8 protein-coding genes, 1 other RNA gene and 4 pseudogenes are annotated in these 16,982 nt (G+C 53.8%); 12 read left to right on the forward strand and 1 reads right to left on the reverse strand.

Annotated elements, in window-relative coordinates; translation table 11 throughout:
* The first annotated feature begins 47 nt into the window (after window positions 1–47).
* From ACQ29O_RS17670 to ACQ29O_RS17700, 7 genes and pseudogenes are all read left to right on the forward strand, one after another.
* Window positions 48–1,457, forward strand: coding sequence for a TolC family outer membrane protein (locus tag ACQ29O_RS17670; RefSeq protein ID WP_000533863.1), 1,410 nt, complete (start codon window positions 48–50; stop codon window positions 1,455–1,457).
* Window positions 1,454–3,633, forward strand: a pseudogene (locus tag ACQ29O_RS17675) (type I secretion system permease/ATPase). Before ACQ29O_RS17670 ends, ACQ29O_RS17675 begins: the two are co-directional and overlap by 4 nt.
* A 7-nt stretch (window positions 3,634–3,640) precedes the next feature.
* A pseudogene (locus ACQ29O_RS17680) lies at window positions 3,641–4,481 on the forward strand (hypothetical protein).
* A gap of 71 nt (window positions 4,482–4,552) precedes the next feature.
* Window positions 4,553–4,915, forward strand: a transfer-messenger RNA (tmRNA) gene (gene ssrA / locus ACQ29O_RS17685).
* 97 nt (window positions 4,916–5,012) lie between these two features.
* The gene (locus tag ACQ29O_RS17690; RefSeq protein WP_001142974.1) at window positions 5,013–5,606 is read left to right on the forward strand and encodes a hypothetical protein; all 594 of its coding nucleotides are present in this window, start codon (window positions 5,013–5,015) and stop codon (window positions 5,604–5,606) included.
* Between the two features lie 398 nt (window positions 5,607–6,004).
* A complete protein-coding gene (locus tag ACQ29O_RS17695; RefSeq protein ID WP_000445376.1) occupies window positions 6,005–6,808 on the forward strand; it encodes a DUF3800 domain-containing protein in 804 nt (267 codons plus the stop codon).
* A 696-nt stretch (window positions 6,809–7,504) separates the two neighbouring features.
* A pseudogene (locus tag ACQ29O_RS17700) lies at window positions 7,505–7,588 on the forward strand (IS200/IS605 family transposase); the annotation flags it as partial.
* A gap of 15 nt (window positions 7,589–7,603) precedes the next feature.
* Here the strand turns inward: ACQ29O_RS17700 and ACQ29O_RS17705 are convergent.
* Window positions 7,604–8,715, reverse strand: a protein-coding gene (locus ACQ29O_RS17705) for an IS3-like element IS1351 family transposase (protein WP_102047853.1) whose coding sequence is annotated in 2 segments (ribosomal slippage) — window positions 7,604–8,454 and window positions 8,454–8,715 — 1,113 coding nt in all. Because the reading frame shifts where the segments join, the coding sequence is not laid out codon by codon here.
* Window positions 8,716–8,793: 78 nt separating this feature from the next.
* Here ACQ29O_RS17705 and tnpA point away from each other — a divergent pair.
* From tnpA to ACQ29O_RS17730, 5 genes and pseudogenes are all read left to right on the forward strand, one after another.
* Window positions 8,794–9,174: pseudogene (gene tnpA, locus ACQ29O_RS17710) on the forward strand (IS200/IS605-like element IS200F family transposase); the annotation flags it as partial.
* A gap of 625 nt (window positions 9,175–9,799) precedes the next feature.
* Window positions 9,800–10,915, forward strand: a complete 1,116-nt coding sequence (iroB, locus tag ACQ29O_RS17715) for a salmochelin biosynthesis C-glycosyltransferase IroB (RefSeq protein WP_020937148.1) — start codon at window positions 9,800–9,802, stop codon at window positions 10,913–10,915.
* Window positions 10,916–10,995: 80 nt separating this feature from the next.
* Window positions 10,996–14,652, forward strand: coding sequence for a salmochelin/enterobactin export ABC transporter IroC (iroC, locus tag ACQ29O_RS17720; RefSeq protein ID WP_020937149.1), 3,657 nt, complete (start codon window positions 10,996–10,998; stop codon window positions 14,650–14,652).
* Between the two features lie 109 nt (window positions 14,653–14,761).
* Entirely contained in the window at window positions 14,762–16,006 is a 1,245-nt protein-coding gene (locus tag ACQ29O_RS17725) for an esterase family protein (protein ID WP_001239935.1), read from the forward strand.
* Window positions 16,007–16,037: 31 nt separating this feature from the next.
* Complete coding sequence (locus ACQ29O_RS17730; RefSeq protein ID WP_000274364.1) at window positions 16,038–16,967, forward strand: alpha/beta hydrolase; 930 nt, start codon at window positions 16,038–16,040, stop codon at window positions 16,965–16,967.
* Window positions 16,968–16,982 lie beyond the last annotated feature (15 nt).

Genomic DNA, 16,982 nt, shown 5'->3' on the forward strand with positions numbered 1-16,982 from the left:
CCACGACGTTCGGGGCAACAAGCGGTGATATTTAAAAGGGATAAACTATGGGAAGAGTCGCGCCTGTCGCCATCGTACTGGCATTTGCTTTGTTTCATCACCAGCCCCGGGGCGCAGAAGCGCCGCCAATGATTACATCCGAAGGATTAGCAACGGACCAGATGCTTCCTTCGCTGGATGGCTCCGCCGCTGAGTTGCCGCTCAGCGCCGCCGCGCCGGGCAACCTGACGCTCAATGACGCGGTCAATCGCGCCGTTAACTGGCATCCTTCTATTCGCGAAGCCGTCGGCAAACTGCTCGCACAGAATGAACAAATAGAGGTCGCCAAATCGAAATATTATCCGCAAGTCAGCGCTGGCGTGAACAATGGGTACAGCAATACCTACACCGATCACGGGTATAGCCCCTCGCTGGTGCTGTCGGTATCGCAAATGCTTTATGACTTCGGCAAAGTGGCAAGCCAGGTTCGCGCCGAAACCGCAGGCGCAGCGCAGCAACAGGCCAATGTGTTGCTCAGTATTGATACCGTCGCGCACGAAACCGCCAACGCCATTGTACAAACGCAGAGCTGGCAGCAAATGGTAGACGCGGCGGAAGAACAGCTCGTCGCGCTGGACAGCATCGGTAAACTTATCCGGCAGCGCAGCGATGAAGGCGCTACGTCGCTATCTGACGTGGTGCAAACCGAAGCCAGAATCGAATCCGCCCGCTCGCAACTGGCGCAGTATCAGGCCAATCTCGACAGTGCGAAAGCCTCACTGATGAGCTGGCTGGGCTGGAATTCGCTTAACGGCATCAATAATGACTTCCCGGCGAAACTTGCTCGCAGCTGTGAGACGGCGACTCCCGACGATCGACTGGTGCCCGCGGTACTGGCCGCCTGGGCGCAGGCTAACGTTGCGCGGGCGAATCTGGACTATGCCAGCGCGCAAATGACGCCGACGATTTCGCTCGAACCTTCTGTACAACATTATCTTAATGATAAATATCCCAGTCATGAAGTGCTGGATAAAACCCAGTATTCCACCTGGGTGAAAGTTGAGATGCCGCTTTACCAGGGCGGAGGGCTGACTGCCCGACGCAACGCCGCCAGCCATGCGGTAGACGCGGCTCAGTCGACCATTCAGCGCACCCGGCTTGATGTCCGCCAGAAACTGATGGAGGCGCGCAGCCAGGCAATGAGTCTTGCCAGCGCGTTACAAATCCTTCGTCGGCAACAGCAGCTTAGCGAACGCACGCGCGAACTGTATCAGCAGCAATACCTTAACCTCGGTTCCCGCCCGCTGCTCGACGTGCTTAATGCGGAGCAGGAAGTTTACCAGGCGCGTTTTGCCGAACTGCAAACGGAAAGCCAGTTGCATCAGTTGCAACTGAACTGTCTGTATAACACCGGCGCGCTTCGTCAGGCGTTCGCGTTAAATCATCGCAGCATTCAATCCGTGGAGATCCAGCCATGACCCGCGCCGCCCCCGATGTAGAAGAGGTACTCAGTGAGCGCGCGCTAAGCCAATGGGCGCAGGCCATCAGCTATGTCGCCGGTCATTATCGCGTTGCCTGTTCTCCCGGTTCAATTCAGGCCAACGCCCCGTGGTTTAGGGGTAAAAGCAGAACGACCGCCTTAACGCAGCTCGCGCGGCAGGCGGGTTTATCCTTTCATGCGCCGGACATAGACAAAACGGCATTTAGTCAGTGGCGATTGCCGTTGGTTGTCGAGCTCCGGGACGGGCAGTTATTGGTCATCGAGCATGTTAATGGCGAAGATGCGGTAGACGTTTTTGTGATTGAAGAAGAGGGTCAGCGTAACCGCCTGACGCTCAGCGAGTTATTGCCGGAGATCCTCTATGTTGCCGCGCTACGCCCGCTATCGGCGCTCAAGGATAGCCGCGTCGATCGCTATATCTCCCGCTTTAAACCCGACTGGATGCGCGAGCTGGTTCTGCAGGATATTCGCCCTTATTTACCGGTAATGGTCGCCGCCTTTCTGATTAACGTGCTGTCGCTGGCCGGGATTGTGTTCTCTATGCAGGTTTACGATCGGGTGATCCCCGCTCAGTCATATCCTACCCTGTACGTGCTCTCCTTCGGCGTGCTGGTAGCGGTGCTGTTCGGTTTTCTGCTGCGTGAAGCGCGTACGCACATTATGGACGTGCTCGGTAAACGCGCCGATATGCGCATTTCCGATCGGGTATTCGGTCATGCGTTAAGGCTGCGCAACAGCGCTATCCCCCGTTCCACCGGCAGTTTTATCTCGCAGTTACGCGAACTAGAGCAGATCCGCGAGATGATTACCTCTTCAACGCTGGCGACCATTGTCGATCTGCCTTTCTTTTTCCTGTTTATGATAGTCCTGGCGATTATTGCCCCACCGCTGGCATGGATAGCGCCCGTGGCGGCTCTGCTGATGATCCTGCCGGGCGTCGCACTGCAAAAAAACTGGCTGTCCTCGCCAACCAGGCCGCCCACGAAGCGACGCTACGCAATGCAGTCTTGGTCGAAAGCGTTCAGGGGCTGGAGGATATTAAACTGATGCAGGCGGAGAACCGCTTTCTTCAGCAGTGGAATAGCTATATCCGTATTACCGGCGAGTCGGGTCTACGCACCCGCAAACTCACGCAAGGGCTTATCAGTTGGGGGATGTCGGTACAAAGTCTGGTGTATGCCGCAGTGATTATGTTCGGCGCGCCGATGGTCATTGAAGGCAGTATGACTACCGGCGCCGTGGTCGCCGCGTCGATGCTCGGCTCACGGATGATCGCGCCAATGGCTAACCTGTGCGGCGTGCTGGCGCGCTGGCAGCAGGTGAAAGCGGCGAAGATGGGTCTCGACAACATTATGCAACTGCCCACCGAGACACAGCATGACGATAGCCTGATACACCGCGACATCCTCCACGGGCATTACCTCTTTGAAAATGCTCAGTTTCGTTACCATAACGACGATCAACGCATACCGCTGCGCCTCGTGCGTCTGGAGATCATGCCAGGCGAGCGGATTGCGATACTGGGGCGTAACGGCGCGGGTAAATCCACACTTTTACAGGCGATGGCGGGCGGCCTGGAGATGATTCAGGGAGATGCCCGGCTTGATAATCTCAGCTTGTCGCACATCGATATGGCGGATTTACGCCGCAACATCGGCTTTCTTAGCCAGAACGCGCGGCTTTTCTTCGGCACCCTACGAGAGAACCTGACGCTCGGCGCGCCGCACGCCAACGATGAACAGATTTTTGACGCGCTCGAAGTCAGCGGCGGCGCCGTCTTCGTCAGGCGGCTGGCAAAAGGGTTGGATCATCCCATTATGGAGGGCGGTAACGGCCTGTCCGGTGGGCAGCGCCAGTCCCTGTTGCTGGCGAGAATGCTGCTGCGCTCCCCCAATATTGTGCTACTTGATGAACCCAGCGCCTCGCTGGACGAGCATACGGAACGAGAGTTTATTCAGCGGTTACATCAGTGGCTTGGCAACCGTACCCTGGTCGTCGCGACGCACCGGGTACCAATACTGGAGCTGGTTGAGCGTGTCGTTGTCCTGAAAGAAGGACAACTGGTGATGGATGCGCCAAAAGCGCAGGCGCTTAACGCGGATCGGATACAAAGTCACCGTCGGGAGTGGAAAAATGAAAATCAATCAGCATGATGCCGCGATGGACGATCCCGATATTCAGCGTGAGCGGGCGTTTTCCGGCGCGGGTCGTATTGTTCTGATCTGCTCACTGTTATTTCTCATTCTCGGCATCTGGGCGTGGTTTGGCCGACTGGATGAGGTTTCCACCGGCAACGGGAAAGTGATCCCCAGTTCACGCGAACAGGTTCTGCAGTCGCTGGATGGCGGCATTCTGGCGCAGTTGACGGTGCGGGAAGGCGACAGAGTTCAGGCTAACCAGATTGTCGCCCGGCTTGATCCGACGCGTCTGGCGTCCAATGTGGGTGAAAGTGCGGCAAAATATCGCGCTTCACTCGCCTCCAGCGCACGGTTAACCGCGGAAGTCAACGACTTACCTCTCGCCTTCCCCGCTGAGCTGAACGGCTGGCCGGATCTGATTGCCGCAGAGACGCGTCTCTATAAAAGCCGCCGCGCGCAGCTGGCCGATACCGAAGCCGAGCTACGGGATGCGCTGGCGTCGGTTAATAAAGAGCTGGCCATTACCCAGCGTCTGGAGAAAAGCGGCGCGGCCAGTCATGTTGAAGTGCTGCGCCTGCAACGACAAAAAAGCGATTTAGGCTTAAAAATTACCGATCTGCGCTCACAATATTATGTGCAGGCACGCGAAGCGTTATCAAAAGCGAACAGTGAAACCGGAAATTTTCTACTATCGCGTGTTTATCCGCACCCACCAGGACTATCTACAAAATAAATCAGGACGCCGTTTTTCGATTGTTCCAAGCATGATCGCCACGGTGGATATCAAAACCGGTGAAAAAACCATTGTCGACTATTTAATCAAACCGTTTAATCGCGCGAAAGAAGCGCTGCGCGAGCGGTAAATCGTTGAAGATAAGAAGATACGGGGGCTGGTCACGCGTGTCACAAGTCTGTTATACTTACCTTACACATTGGGGCTGATTCTGGATTCGACGGGATTTGCGAAACCCAAGGTGCATGCCGAGGGGCGGTTGGCCTCGTAAAAAGCCGCAAAAAAATAGTCGCAAACGACGAAACCTACGCTTTAGCAGCTTAATAACCTGCTTAGAGCCCTCTCTCCCTAGCCTCCGCTCTTAGGACGGGGATCAAGAGAGGTCAAACCCAAAAGAGATCGCGTGGATGCCCTGCCTGGGGTTGAAGCGTTAAAACGAATCAGGCTAGTCTGGTAGTGGCGTGTCCGTCCGCAGGTGCCAGGCGAATGTAAAGACTGACTAAGCATGTAGTACCGAGGATGTAGGAATTTCGGACGCGGGTTCAACTCCCGCCAGCTCCACCAAATATAACAAGGGGTTACGTGAAAACGTAGCCCCTTTTTAATGTCCAGTGTCCACTTAGCGTCCACCTAAGATCAGGTGACCAGATAGGGATAAAAAATGCCAACACCTGAAAGTTTGTGGAAAATTCTGGCTTCACCCATTTCGACAAAGACGGCTGTTAGGTATGGATTCCTCTCTGTAGCAATTGTCCTTTCTATCCGCTTTATACTCCCAATACTTAAGGACATTGCGCCTCTAACTGAACAAGACTTGCCGGGGTATTCCTATGCAGCGCATTTTGCTCTAACGATTTTGTTTTCACTTATTGCGGAAACTCTAACCTTTGAACTAGTAGCTTGGATGTATCTCAAGCTCGAAAAATTCATAGAAAGGAGGAAATTAAGAAAAGAACTCGCCCGCAAACAAGAGATTGAGAGCAAGGAAATCAAGAGAATCCAAGAAAAGTTTATTGAAAATTTCATACTGGCATGGCCCCTCATAGCCCCCCGCTATAAATATTTTGTCTATGAGCTACGAAGGGGCCACAAGGGCTACTCAGATACGAATTCGGCCATCAATTACCTTAGACAACAAGGTTGGATTCACCCAATAACTGAACTACCTTATAGCCATTGCCTTTATCGGTTAGACGAACTCATTTTTGAAGCCCTAAATAGGATAGAGTCAGCCGCAACAGCAACAGACTCCTAGCTTTGCATAGCTGCCCGCTATGCAAACTAGTGAGCCAAATAAATTTAGACTTCAGGCAAAGCCTGCTGGCTGAATCGCCACGGATAATCTAGACATTTCCGAGCCGTTGATAAGATTGTTTTTCATATTCCTTCCACGTCAGCCCTCTTAATGTGGTGGATTTCATGCACCTGTAGCAATCGTAGCGATCCGGATCAATACTTGCTAGGACGATGAAACACTCCACGGGAGCTCATGCAAACCCGTGCACGGATTTGCGTTTCTGGCTAGCCAAAACCCCACCAGCACTTTCAACACGGCTCCATCCTCAATGGAAATCAAATCTTATCCTTATCAACCCGTTAAGAATGTGGTTAAATCATAACCTTACGTCTAATATCCATTCATGAAGGGTAAACATGGAATCGAACGATCCTGGAAAGCTGATTTGGCATGTCGCCTGCGATGAATCAGGGATAGATGGTCAGCGATTTTATGGATTTGGTAGCTTATGGATGAAATACCAGAGGCGTGGCGATTTTGCGCGTATTGTCCGCGAACTTCGTGAGAAACATAACTGTAGCGATGAAATTAAATGGCAGAAAGCTCATTCCAAGCGTAACGCTGCATTCTATCAGGATTTAATCGAGACCTTCTTCAAACACCCTTGGCTAGCTTTTCATTGCATAGTCGTGGAAAAGTCGAAGGTAGAAAAATCTTTCCACGGTGGCGACTATGATCTTGCAATGCGTAAGCATTTTGGCAAGCTAATAGAGACTAAAATTGGCAATGTCATCAAAGCCCACCCCGACAGAGAGTGTGAGTTTCGTGTTGAAGTAGATCCATTACCATCCCGCTACAAAAAAGCTGATGAGGAATTCCATGTAATCACCAACCACACTTTGGCACGTAGGTTTGGGCGCAAAGATATTATCAAAAGCGTAGTAAGTAAAGACTCAAAGGCGTCAGAACATATTCAGATAGCAGATTTTTTGCTAGGTGCGGTCATGTGCGCTTATCAAGGTAAAGCAACTTCTGAGGCAAAGCTAGCCGTCGCAAACAATGTTGCATCCTACTTGGGATGGGACTCACTGATGCATGATACTTGGCCAACAGAACGTAAATTCAATATTTGGTTTTTCTTCGACAGGTCAAAAGGACCAAGGGATATTGTCACCCAAGAAGTTAAGCTCACTTACGCCCTTCCCAACACACGAAAATAGTAGATCCGACCTCTCAGCCGGCACGGTTGGAGTCCCAGTCATTCGACGAAGTTACCAACTAGGCGGTATCAACTTTCGGGGGGCCGCCTCTAGATCCCCAAAATCTTAAACTCGTTATAAGTAGCATACCCCGTAACCAATATGACTTCAACAAATCCTTAAGAAAATCATAATTTAACAAGATACAACTTATCTATCTTATCTATCTCAACCTAAAAACTATTGACCTATAAATGTGCCCTAATTTTAGCTATCTAAGTAGAGTTGTGAAACGTCCTCTCTTGGCCTTGCCACAAGACGGACTAAAAGGAAGCGACAACACTTTAACTGCCATTCAGGACAGTTAGTCAACACGCAAAACCCCGCCTCTCAATAATCAACTTAAAAATCAAAAAATATACAAAACCCCTTCCATATCAACACCATCGCCACTCTTTTGCGCCTTCGCGCAAAAAATAAAAATCCCCAACAAACTCAACCACCTCCCCCACCAATTACAAGGACGCCAGCAAATAAAACAAGGGGCAACGTGAAAACGTAGCCCCTTTTTGTTGTCTATGGAAAACCCCCAGCTAGGCTGGGGGTTCCGGAAAGCTTTCAGCTTTAAGCCAGTTATTAAAACCCCTTTTGATTTGTTAAAACATCTTGCGGTCTGGCAACTGCAAAAGTTCAACAAGAAATCAAAAGGGGGTCCCAATGGGGGACGAAAAGAGCTTAGCGCACACCCGATGGAACTGTAAATATCACATAGTTTTCGCGCCCAAATACCGAAGACAAGCTGTAAATAGACCCGTTTTAGTTCCATACATTTTTTGAGTTCCCGGCCAAATAATGGTGCTGTCGGTATTCCTCCGGTGTCATATTGTTCAGCGATTCATACGGACGTTCACAGTTATATTCTGATAACCATTTTTCCGTGATTTCACGTACTTCATTCAGCGTTCTGAACAGATAAAAATCGAGTATTTCTGTGCGATATGTCCTGTTAAAACGCTCAATGAAAGCATTTTGTGTCGGCTTACCCGGCTGGATAAACACCAGTTTTACGGCATGTTTCTCTGCCCATTCAGTCAGTGCCAGAGAGATAAATTCTGGGCCGTTATCCATGCGAAGCATGGCCGGATAGCCACGGTTTGCCGCGATCCTGTCAAGCACCCGGACCACTCGTGGGGCTGGCAGATTCCGATCTATTTCAATCGACAACGCCTCACGGTTAAAGTCATCAACGACATTGAACGTGCGAAAACGACGCCCACAGACCAGGGCATCATGCATAAAATCAACAGACCAGCTCTGGTTCAGCGCTTCCGGCGTGGCCAGTGGCGAAGGGTTACGCACCGGCAGCCGTTGTTTGCCCTTACGGCGAAAACTCAGCTTCAGCAGACAATAAATACGGTGGATCCTTTTGTGATTCCACATGTATCCCTGCCGCCGCAGAACCTGAAAAAGCTTCGGAAAACCGTATCGTGGATACCGTTCAGCTGCCGCCTGCAGTGCGGTAATAACGGGTTCGTCACGTGTGTTATCCGGACGGTAATGATAAACCGTTCTGCTCAGGTTCAGGCTCCGGCAGGCCTGACGGATACTGAGTCCGAATGCCGTTATCAGATGAGTGACCAGCTCACGCTTAAAGGCTGGTTTTAAAGCTTTTTTTCGATAACGTCTTTCAGCGCCCGGTTCTCAAGGCTCAGGTCGGCAAACATCTGTTTGAGGCGTCGGTTCTCGTCCTCAAGATCTTTTATCTTTTTAATATCAGAAGGTTCCATGCCGCCGTATCTGGACTTCCAGTTATAGTAGGTGGCCTCAGAGATACCGGCCTCCCGGCAGACATCTTTAACGGTTCGTCCAGCTTCAACCGACTTAATCACAGTGATGATCTGATGCTCAGTAAAACGGGCTTTACGCATAGCGATCTCCTTCGTTGGCAGATTGATTATGCCGGATGATCTCTAAATGTGAATGGCACGATTATGCGGGATACTTACAAAGCGTTCTATGGAGAGAAGCGTAGGGCAGTAGGCAGCATATTAAGAAAATTGTGTGAATGGAAAAACGTACGAATTCTGGAAGCAGAATGTTGTGCAGATCATATTCACATGCTTCTGGAGATCCCGCCGAAGATGAGTGTGTCGAGTTTCATGGGATATCTGAAGGGTAAAAGTAGTCTGATGCTTTACGAGCAGTTTGGGGATCTAAAATTCAAATACAGGAACAGGGAGTTCTGGTGCAGAGGGTACTATGTCGATACGGTGGGTAAGAACACGGCGAAGATACAGGACTACATAAAGCACCAGCTTGAAGAGGATAAAATGGGTGAGCAATTATCGATCCCTTATCCGGGCAGCCCGTTTACGGGCCGTAAGTAACGAAGTTTGATGCAAATGTCAGATCGTATGCGCCTGTTAGGGCGCGGCTGGTAAGAGAGCCTTACAGGCGCATCAGAAAAACCTCCGGCTATGCCGGAGGATATTTATTGTCTATGTCCACTTTACGTCCACCAAATTAAAGGATTTAACGCCAGGATTAATGCAGTCATTAAAAGTATGGCACTGACTACTTTAGGAAGAGGCGTCCGTCACATCACTGCACGGAAAGTCTGCACAGAACACGATCTGCCGCCGGACACCATTAAATTGCCCCGCAACGTGTTATCAATACTACTCCCTACGTTTCCCGTTACCTTGCTGTCGGTACGTTTACCTCATTGTCTGAAAGGTTATTTGCGAAGTTATCATTAATAATCCACGGGCGTCTGGTATGCGAATCCAGTTCCCCAATCCTGGCGCTTTGCCTGTGCGACCATACGCGCGTAAATAAGCCTGAAACCAAACTTCACCGCTTAACGCTCTCCCCTTCCCCGATTTTTATGAAAAAAATCATCACATGATCAAGGGTCGTATTTGTTATTGCATTTTTCAAATAATATTGGTAATTATTATCATTCTCATTAATGACTTGTTCGATTTATGACGTGGAGAGAGAGGATTTCTCATGCGTATTCTGTTTGTCGGTCCACCACTGTATGGACTGCTATACCCTGTGCTGTCCCTGGCGCAAGCGTTTCGTGTTAATGGCCATGAAGTGCTGATTGCAAGCGGTGGAAAATTTGCACAGAAAGCAGCCGAAGCTGGGTTGGTGGTATTTGACGCTGCGCCTGGTTTCGATTCGGAAGCGGGTTATCGCCGTCAGGAGGCATTACGAAAAGAAAATAACATTGGAACAAAAATGGGGAACTTCTCATTCTTCAGCGAAGAGATGACTGACCCGCTGGTCGCGTTCGTCGGGCAGTGGCGACCAGATCTCATCGTCTACCCTCCCCTTGGGGTCGTTGGACCACTGATTGCCGCTAAGTATGACATTCCGGTAGTGATGCAAACCGTCGGCTTCGGTCATACGCCCTGGCACATCAAAGGCGTGACGAAATCACTTTCTAACGCCTACCGCCGCCATGGGGTCAGCGCGCCACCAAGAGATCTGGCGTGGATAGACGTCACACCGCCCAGCATGAGCATACTGCAAAATGACGGAGAGCCGGTTATCTCCATGCAATACGTCCCGTATAACGGCGGCGCCGTCTGGGAAGAATGGTGGGAACGTACACCTGATCGCAAGCGTCTTCTGGTTAGCCTCGGCACCGTCAAACCGATGGTGGATGGCCTAGATCTGATTTCCTGGGCAATGGATTCTGCCGGCGAAGTAGATGCCGAAATCATCCTGCATCTTCCGGCAAACGCCCGCTCGGATTTACGTTCGCTGCCGTCGAATGTCCGTCTGGTCGACTGGCTTCCGATGGGCGTTTTCCTTAACGGCGCCGACGGTTTTATCCACCATGGCGGCGCAGGCAACACCCTGACGGCGCTACATGCTGGCATTCCGCAGATAGTCTTTGGCCAGGGTGCCGACAGACCCGTCAATGCCCGCGCCGTGGTCGAGCGCGGATGCGGCATTATTCCCGGTAAGAGCGGGCTTACGAGCAGCATGATCAATACCTTCCTCGGTAATCGCGCGCTTCGCGAGGCGTCGCAGGAGGTCGCGGCGGAAATGGCGGCCCAGCCTTGCCCGACCGAGGTGGCAAAAAAACTGATCGCCATGCTGCAACACGGCTAACCGCGGCAGCGCAATGACAATATGGCGGCTGAACCCAGCGTGTGTCGCCATATCTCATCTTTCACCGATAAGGAGGCTTAATGCCCGCGACTCATTCCCCCATGCCCGCTCGTGCCTGGATAGTTCGCCTTGCCCGCGTGTGTTGGGAACGTAAAACACTGAGCATCATTGTCATCGTAGCATCAGTATCGACCATTTTACTGGCTGCGCTGACGCCGCTAATAACGCGTCAGGCCGTCAATGACGCGATAGCAGGCGATACGACCCACCTGCCGTTACTTGCCTGCGGCCTGCTGTTAATTGCCCTTTTTGATTTTATCGGGAATTACGTGCGCCGCGGCTATGCCGGGGAACTCTCGCTGTGGGTTCAGCATACGTTACGTAGCCGTGCGTTCGACAGTATTCAAAAACTGGACGGCGCAGGCCAGGACGCCTTGCGTACCGGGCAGGTCATTTCGCGTACCAACAGCGATCTTCAACAGGTACACACCTTGCTACAGATGTGTCCGGTGCCGCTGGCGGTGCTCACTTACTATGTGGCCGGTATCGCGGTGATGCTATGGATGTCGCCATCCATGACGCTTATCGTGATTTGCGTACTGGCCGCCCTTGCTATTACCGCCCTGCGCGCCCGTCGCCGTGTTTTCGCACAAACGGGGCTTGCCTCAGACCGGCTGGCGCACATGACGGAACATATGCGCGAAGTATTGGAACAGATCTCAGTGGTGAAGTCCTGCGTGGCGGAGTTACGCGAAATGCGTTGGCTCGATGGTCAGTCGCGGCAGATGGTGCGGGTACGCATCGGCGCCGCTATCTCGCAGGCGATGCCGGGCGCAACCATGCTGGCGCTACCGGTGATAGGGCAAATCGTCCTGCTGTGCTATGGCGGCTGGTCGGTAATGAATGGGCGCATCGATCTGGGAACCTTCGTTGCGTTCGCGAGTTTTCTCGCTATGCTGACCGGCCCTACCCGCGTACTGGCATCGTTTTTGGTTATCGCACAGCGCACACAGGCGTCGGTGGAGCGCGTCTTCGCGCTTATCGACACGCGTTCTCGCATGGAAGACGGTACTGAGTCGGTTGAAGGTCAGATTATCGGGCTGGACGTGGAGAAGATGAGTTTCCACTACGACAACGGTAACCGTATCCTCAATGAGATCTCGTTTTCCATTCACGCCGGTGAAACCGTGGCAGTGGTTGGCGCCTCCGGCTCCGGGAAATCAACGTTGCTGATGTTGCTGGCGCGCTTTTACGATCCCACCTCCGGCGGGGTGTGGCTCAACACCACTACGGGTCAACAGAATATTCGCGACCTGAAACTGACGGCGCTTCGTCGTCGCGTTGGCGTAGTGTTTGAAGACGCGTTTCTGTTTGCCGGTACGGTGGCGGAAAACATCGCCTATGGGCACCCGCAAGCGACTCAGGACGACATTCGACGCGCCGCCGATGCCGCAGGCGCCAGCGGGTTCATCAATGCGCTACCGCAGGGGTTCAACACCCGACTGGCCGAACGCGGAAGCAACCTCTCCGGCGGCCAACGCCAGCGTATTGCGCTAGCCCGGGCACTGATTACCGCGCCGGAACTGCTGATTCTCGATGACACAACCTCGGCGGTCGATGCCGGTACTGAAGCGGAAATTAACACGGCTCTTGGTCGTTATGCCGATAATGAGCATATGCTGCTGGTGATTGCACGCCGCCGTTCAACGCTGCAGTTAGCCGATCGGATCGTCGTGCTGGATAAAGGCCGCGTCGTGGATATCGGTACCCAGGCGGAGCTGGATGCAAGGTGTCCGACGTTTCGCTCGCTGATGAGCGGCGAGGGTGATTTTCTCGCCCTTGCCCCGGCAGAACAACGGACGCTATGGCCAACAGCGCAGGCGGCAAAATCCGACGACGCGCATGAGCGCCAGACACCCGCCGGAAAAGGTTTTGTCGACCGGATGACGCGCGTTCCGGAGCGCGCCGTACAGATGGCGCTGGCAGGCCACGGGCGTCAAGTCTCATCGCTGCTGACGCCAGTAGCCTGGATGTTCGTCATCGCCGCCCTGCTTATCGCGCTTGATTCCGCCGCAGGCGTTGGCGTGCTGGTGCTTTTGCAGCGCGGTATTGACTCAGGCGTTGCCGCAGGGGATATGTCGACTATTGGCATATGCGCTCTGCTCGCGCTGTGCCTGGTAGCGATCGGTTGGTGCTGCTATGCGCTGCAAACGATCTTCGCCGCCCGCGCGGCAGAGTCGGTACAGCATACGGTACGCTTACGCAGCTTCAGCCACCTGCTACGCCTGAGTCTTCCCTGGCACGAGAAGCACATCGACTCGCGTCTTACTCGCATGACCGTCGACGTTGATTCACTCGCCCGATTTCTGCAAAACGGTCTTGCCAGCGCGGCCACCAGCATCGTGACGATGGTCGCTATCGCCGCGGCAATGTTCTGGCTTGACCCCATTCTTGCGTTAACGGCATTAAGCGCCGTACCTGTAGTGATACTGGCGACGTGGATTTACCGCCGTTTGAGCTCGCCTGCCTACGCCCAGGCACGGCTGGAAATTGGTAAGGTGAACAGTACGCTTCAGGAAAAGGTCTCCGGTATGCGGGTAGTGCAGTCACACGGTCAACAGAAGCAGGAAGCCGCCAGGCTACGGGCGTTATCAGACAACTTCCGCGCCACCCGCGTGCGGGCGCAAAAATACCTTGCTGTCTATTTTCCGTTCCTGACCCTCTGCACCGAGGCCGCCTATGCCGCCGTGCTTTTAATCGGGGCTACCCGGGTCGCCGGAGGCGAAATGACGCCCGGGATACTGGCGGCGTTCTTCCTGCTACTGGGACAATTTTATGGCCCGGTACAGCAGTTGTCAGGCATTGTTGATTCCTGGCAGCAGGCGACCGCCAGCGGCAAACATATCAATGCGCTATTGGCGACTGAGGAAACGGAGAATATTGAACCGTCCTCCATAACGCCTGGCACTGGCGGCGCGCTACGTCTGGAGGCATTGACATTCCGCTATCCCGAAAAAACGCAACCTGTGCTTGATAATCTCTCGCTCACCATTCCGCCAGGAACGGTAGTCGCGGTGGTCGGACGTAGCGGCGCCGGCAAATCGACGCTGATCAAGCTGCTGGCCGGGCTCTACTCTCCCGGCAGCGGGCAAATCCGTGTCGGTGAGCGCCTAATTGATGCCGCGTCGCTTAGTGATTATCGTCGCCAGACGGGGCTGGTCACTCAGGATGTCGCATTATTTAGCGGCGATATTGCCGAAAATATCCGCTATTCGCTGCCAGACAGCAGCGACACGGAGGTGGAGATCGCGGCGCGACAGGCGGGACTCTTTGAAACTGTGCAACATCTGCCGCTGGGGTTCCGTACTCCGGTCAATAACGGCGGCACGGATCTGTCCGCGGGCCAGCGTCAGTTGATTGCCCTCGCCCGCGCCCACCTGGCGCAGGCGCATATTCTGCTGCTCGACGAGGCGACAGCGCGTATCGACCGTAGCGCCGAGGAGCGCTTAATGACCTCGCTTACCAGGGTGACGCATACCGAGAAACGCATCGCGCTTATCGTCGCGCACCGGCTGACCACCGCTCGCCGTTGCGATGTTATTGTCGTAATCGATAAAGGATGTATCGCTGAATATGGCAGCCATGAGCAGTTGATAGCGACTCATGGCCTGTATGCTCGTCTGTGGCGGGACAGCATCGGCCAGACACGCGATACGCAAGGAGAGGTCATAGGATAGTTTTTATCGCCACGATTTACGCAAAAGAAAGCCCGCAAGCGGCTGTTCCTGTAACAGCCGCTTTAGCTATTAGTACTGACCGAAATATAAATGAGATGGAATACAAAGAATGAGACTGAGCCCGCCCGTCGCTCCTGTCGCTATACAGACCGCTACACGCCTTCGCCGCCAACTCGCCGCCGGAAGCCAGGTTGACGCTTCTCACTTCTGGCGAGAAGCAAACTCGCTCGCACTGCCGCTGGTGACAGCCATTAACGGCGCAGACGATGAACGGGAAGTCACCTTCCTGTGGCGTGCCGCCTCTCCTCTGCGGGGGGTTTATGTTCGCCTGAACCGTGTCACCGATAAAGATAACGTGGCGAAAGGTATGATGACGCAACTGCCCACAACGGATATCTGGCATCTGACGCTTCGCTTACCGGCGTCCTACTGCGGTTCCTATACGATGGTCGAAATACCACCGGAAACCCCGGACGAGACGGTGTTGCAGCTTGGAAGCCGTTTCGCCTCCCTTGTCGGGAAGGCGGACCCGCTGAACAGCACGCCGGGAATAAATGTTCGGGGCAATGCGCAGGAGTCCGTTCTGGCGCTGGATCATGCCCCGGCACAGGAGGAGTGGTCAGGCTGTCGCGCTTACGCCGGGCAGCTTTTCACCTCAGAGCATCGGCTCGCCGGACAATGTCGCCGTGTGCGGCTGTATCTTCCTGACGTTCCTGTCGTACAACCGCTGGGCTTGCTGGTACTCACGGATGGCGAGATCTGGTTCGACCATCTTGGGGTAAGCGCCGCCATTGACGCCGCCATCCGCAGCGGACGCATCGCGCCGGTGGCCGTACTCGGCATTGATAACATCAACGCGCGTGAACGCGTCGCAATCCTCGGCGGTCGCCGCGAGCTGGTGCTCGACATTGCCGAACGCCTGCTGCCAACTCTTCGCGCCAACTACCCGGAACGGCGGTGGGCGGACCGTACACAAACGGTGCTGGCAGGGCAAAGCCTCGGCGGCGTGACCGCGCTGATGGCGGCCCGCCACGCGCCAGAGAGCTTCGGCCTGGTGCTGAGCCACTCCCCCTCAATGTGGTGGACGCCGGACAACCGCAATCGCCCGCCCCATTTCAGCGCAGAAGAGCGCTCATGGGTCAGCGAACATGTGTTATCCGCGCCCTCGCCAGCCGTACGTACGCATCTGTGCGTGGGAGCGCTGGAAGGTTCGACGGTCCCGCAGGTCAAACAGTTGCATGAAAAATTGCGCGCCGCCGGCGTTGAAAGCCATTGCAGCGTGTACACCGGCGGTCACGATTATGCCTGGTGGCGCGGCGCGCTGATTGACGGATTACGTCTACTGCCCCGATAAAACTTCACCTGCCAAAAAGGAATCACATCCGATGTATGGTCGCCAGTACCACAACAAGTGCTATCGCATGGCGCTATTTTTAGTGAGTTTTTGTTTTAGCGCGCTGAGTTATGCGCAGCCGGATATGCAGCCATTAGGACCGAATATTGCTGATAAAGGTTCGGGATATTACCATTTTAGGGTCAATGACTTTCAATCTGCCGATGGCGCAAGACATTACCGGGTATGGACCGCTATTCCCAATAAAGCCGCCCCGCCGTCGGGTTATCCTGTCTTATATATGCTGGACGGCAACGCAGTGATGGACAGACTGCCGGAGACGCTGCTCAAACAGCTGGCAGACCACTCGCCGCCGGTGATTGTGGCGATTGGCTATCAGACTAACCTGCCGTTTGATCTTAACGGCAGAGCTTATGACTATACGCCGGCGCCGGGAATCGAAGGCAGTGAAAATAACCCGCGTTTTCATCGTAAGACCGGCGGCGGGCCAGCGTTCCGCCAGCTACTGGAGAGACATATCGCGCCGCAGGTGGAACAGGGAATAACCATCAACCCCGAACGGCGCGGGGTATGGGGACATTCTTATGGCGGCCTGTTCGTTTTAGACTCCTGGCTGTCATCATCCTTCTTTCATATCTATTACAGCGCCAGCCCGTCACTCAGCAGGGATAACTTTGCTCTGTTGAATCGCCTTACGGCAGTGAAGCCGTCGCCGTTCTGCCATAAAAAACTCATCATAATGGAAGGTTCAGCGTCGAATGGGGATAGCAGGCAACGCCAGATGGCCGAGCTCCTGCAAAAAGTTCAGGAGACCGTGAGAACGCTTGAGAACAACGGCGTTAACGCGGCCCTGCAGCATTACCCGGGCCTGGGCCACGGGCCCATGTTTAACGCCTCTTTTCGCAGTGCATTGCTGGATATCAGTCGCGAACCGGCAAGCCAAAAACCACGCTGTCATTAACCCGCCGCCAGAATA

This window comes from Salmonella sp. GDC200615 (assembly GCF_050574145.1).
In the GTDB taxonomy this organism is placed as follows: domain Bacteria; phylum Pseudomonadota; class Gammaproteobacteria; order Enterobacterales; family Enterobacteriaceae; genus Salmonella; species Salmonella enterica.

Excerpts from the sequence above, each read along its gene's own strand:
- ACQ29O_RS17670 (WP_000533863.1), top strand. The coding sequence starts at position 48 with ATGGGAAGAGTCGCGCCTGTCGCCATCGTACTGGCATTTGCTTTGTTT.
- ACQ29O_RS17690 (WP_001142974.1), top strand. The coding sequence starts at position 5,013 with ATGCCAACACCTGAAAGTTTGTGGAAAATTCTGGCTTCACCCATTTCG.
- ACQ29O_RS17695 (WP_000445376.1), top strand. The coding sequence starts at position 6,005 with ATGGAATCGAACGATCCTGGAAAGCTGATTTGGCATGTCGCCTGCGAT.
- iroB (WP_020937148.1), top strand. The coding sequence starts at position 9,800 with ATGCGTATTCTGTTTGTCGGTCCACCACTGTATGGACTGCTATACCCT.
- iroC (WP_020937149.1), top strand. The coding sequence starts at position 10,996 with ATGCCCGCGACTCATTCCCCCATGCCCGCTCGTGCCTGGATAGTTCGC.
- ACQ29O_RS17725 (WP_001239935.1), top strand. The coding sequence starts at position 14,762 with ATGAGACTGAGCCCGCCCGTCGCTCCTGTCGCTATACAGACCGCTACA.
- ACQ29O_RS17730 (WP_000274364.1), top strand. The coding sequence starts at position 16,038 with ATGTATGGTCGCCAGTACCACAACAAGTGCTATCGCATGGCGCTATTT.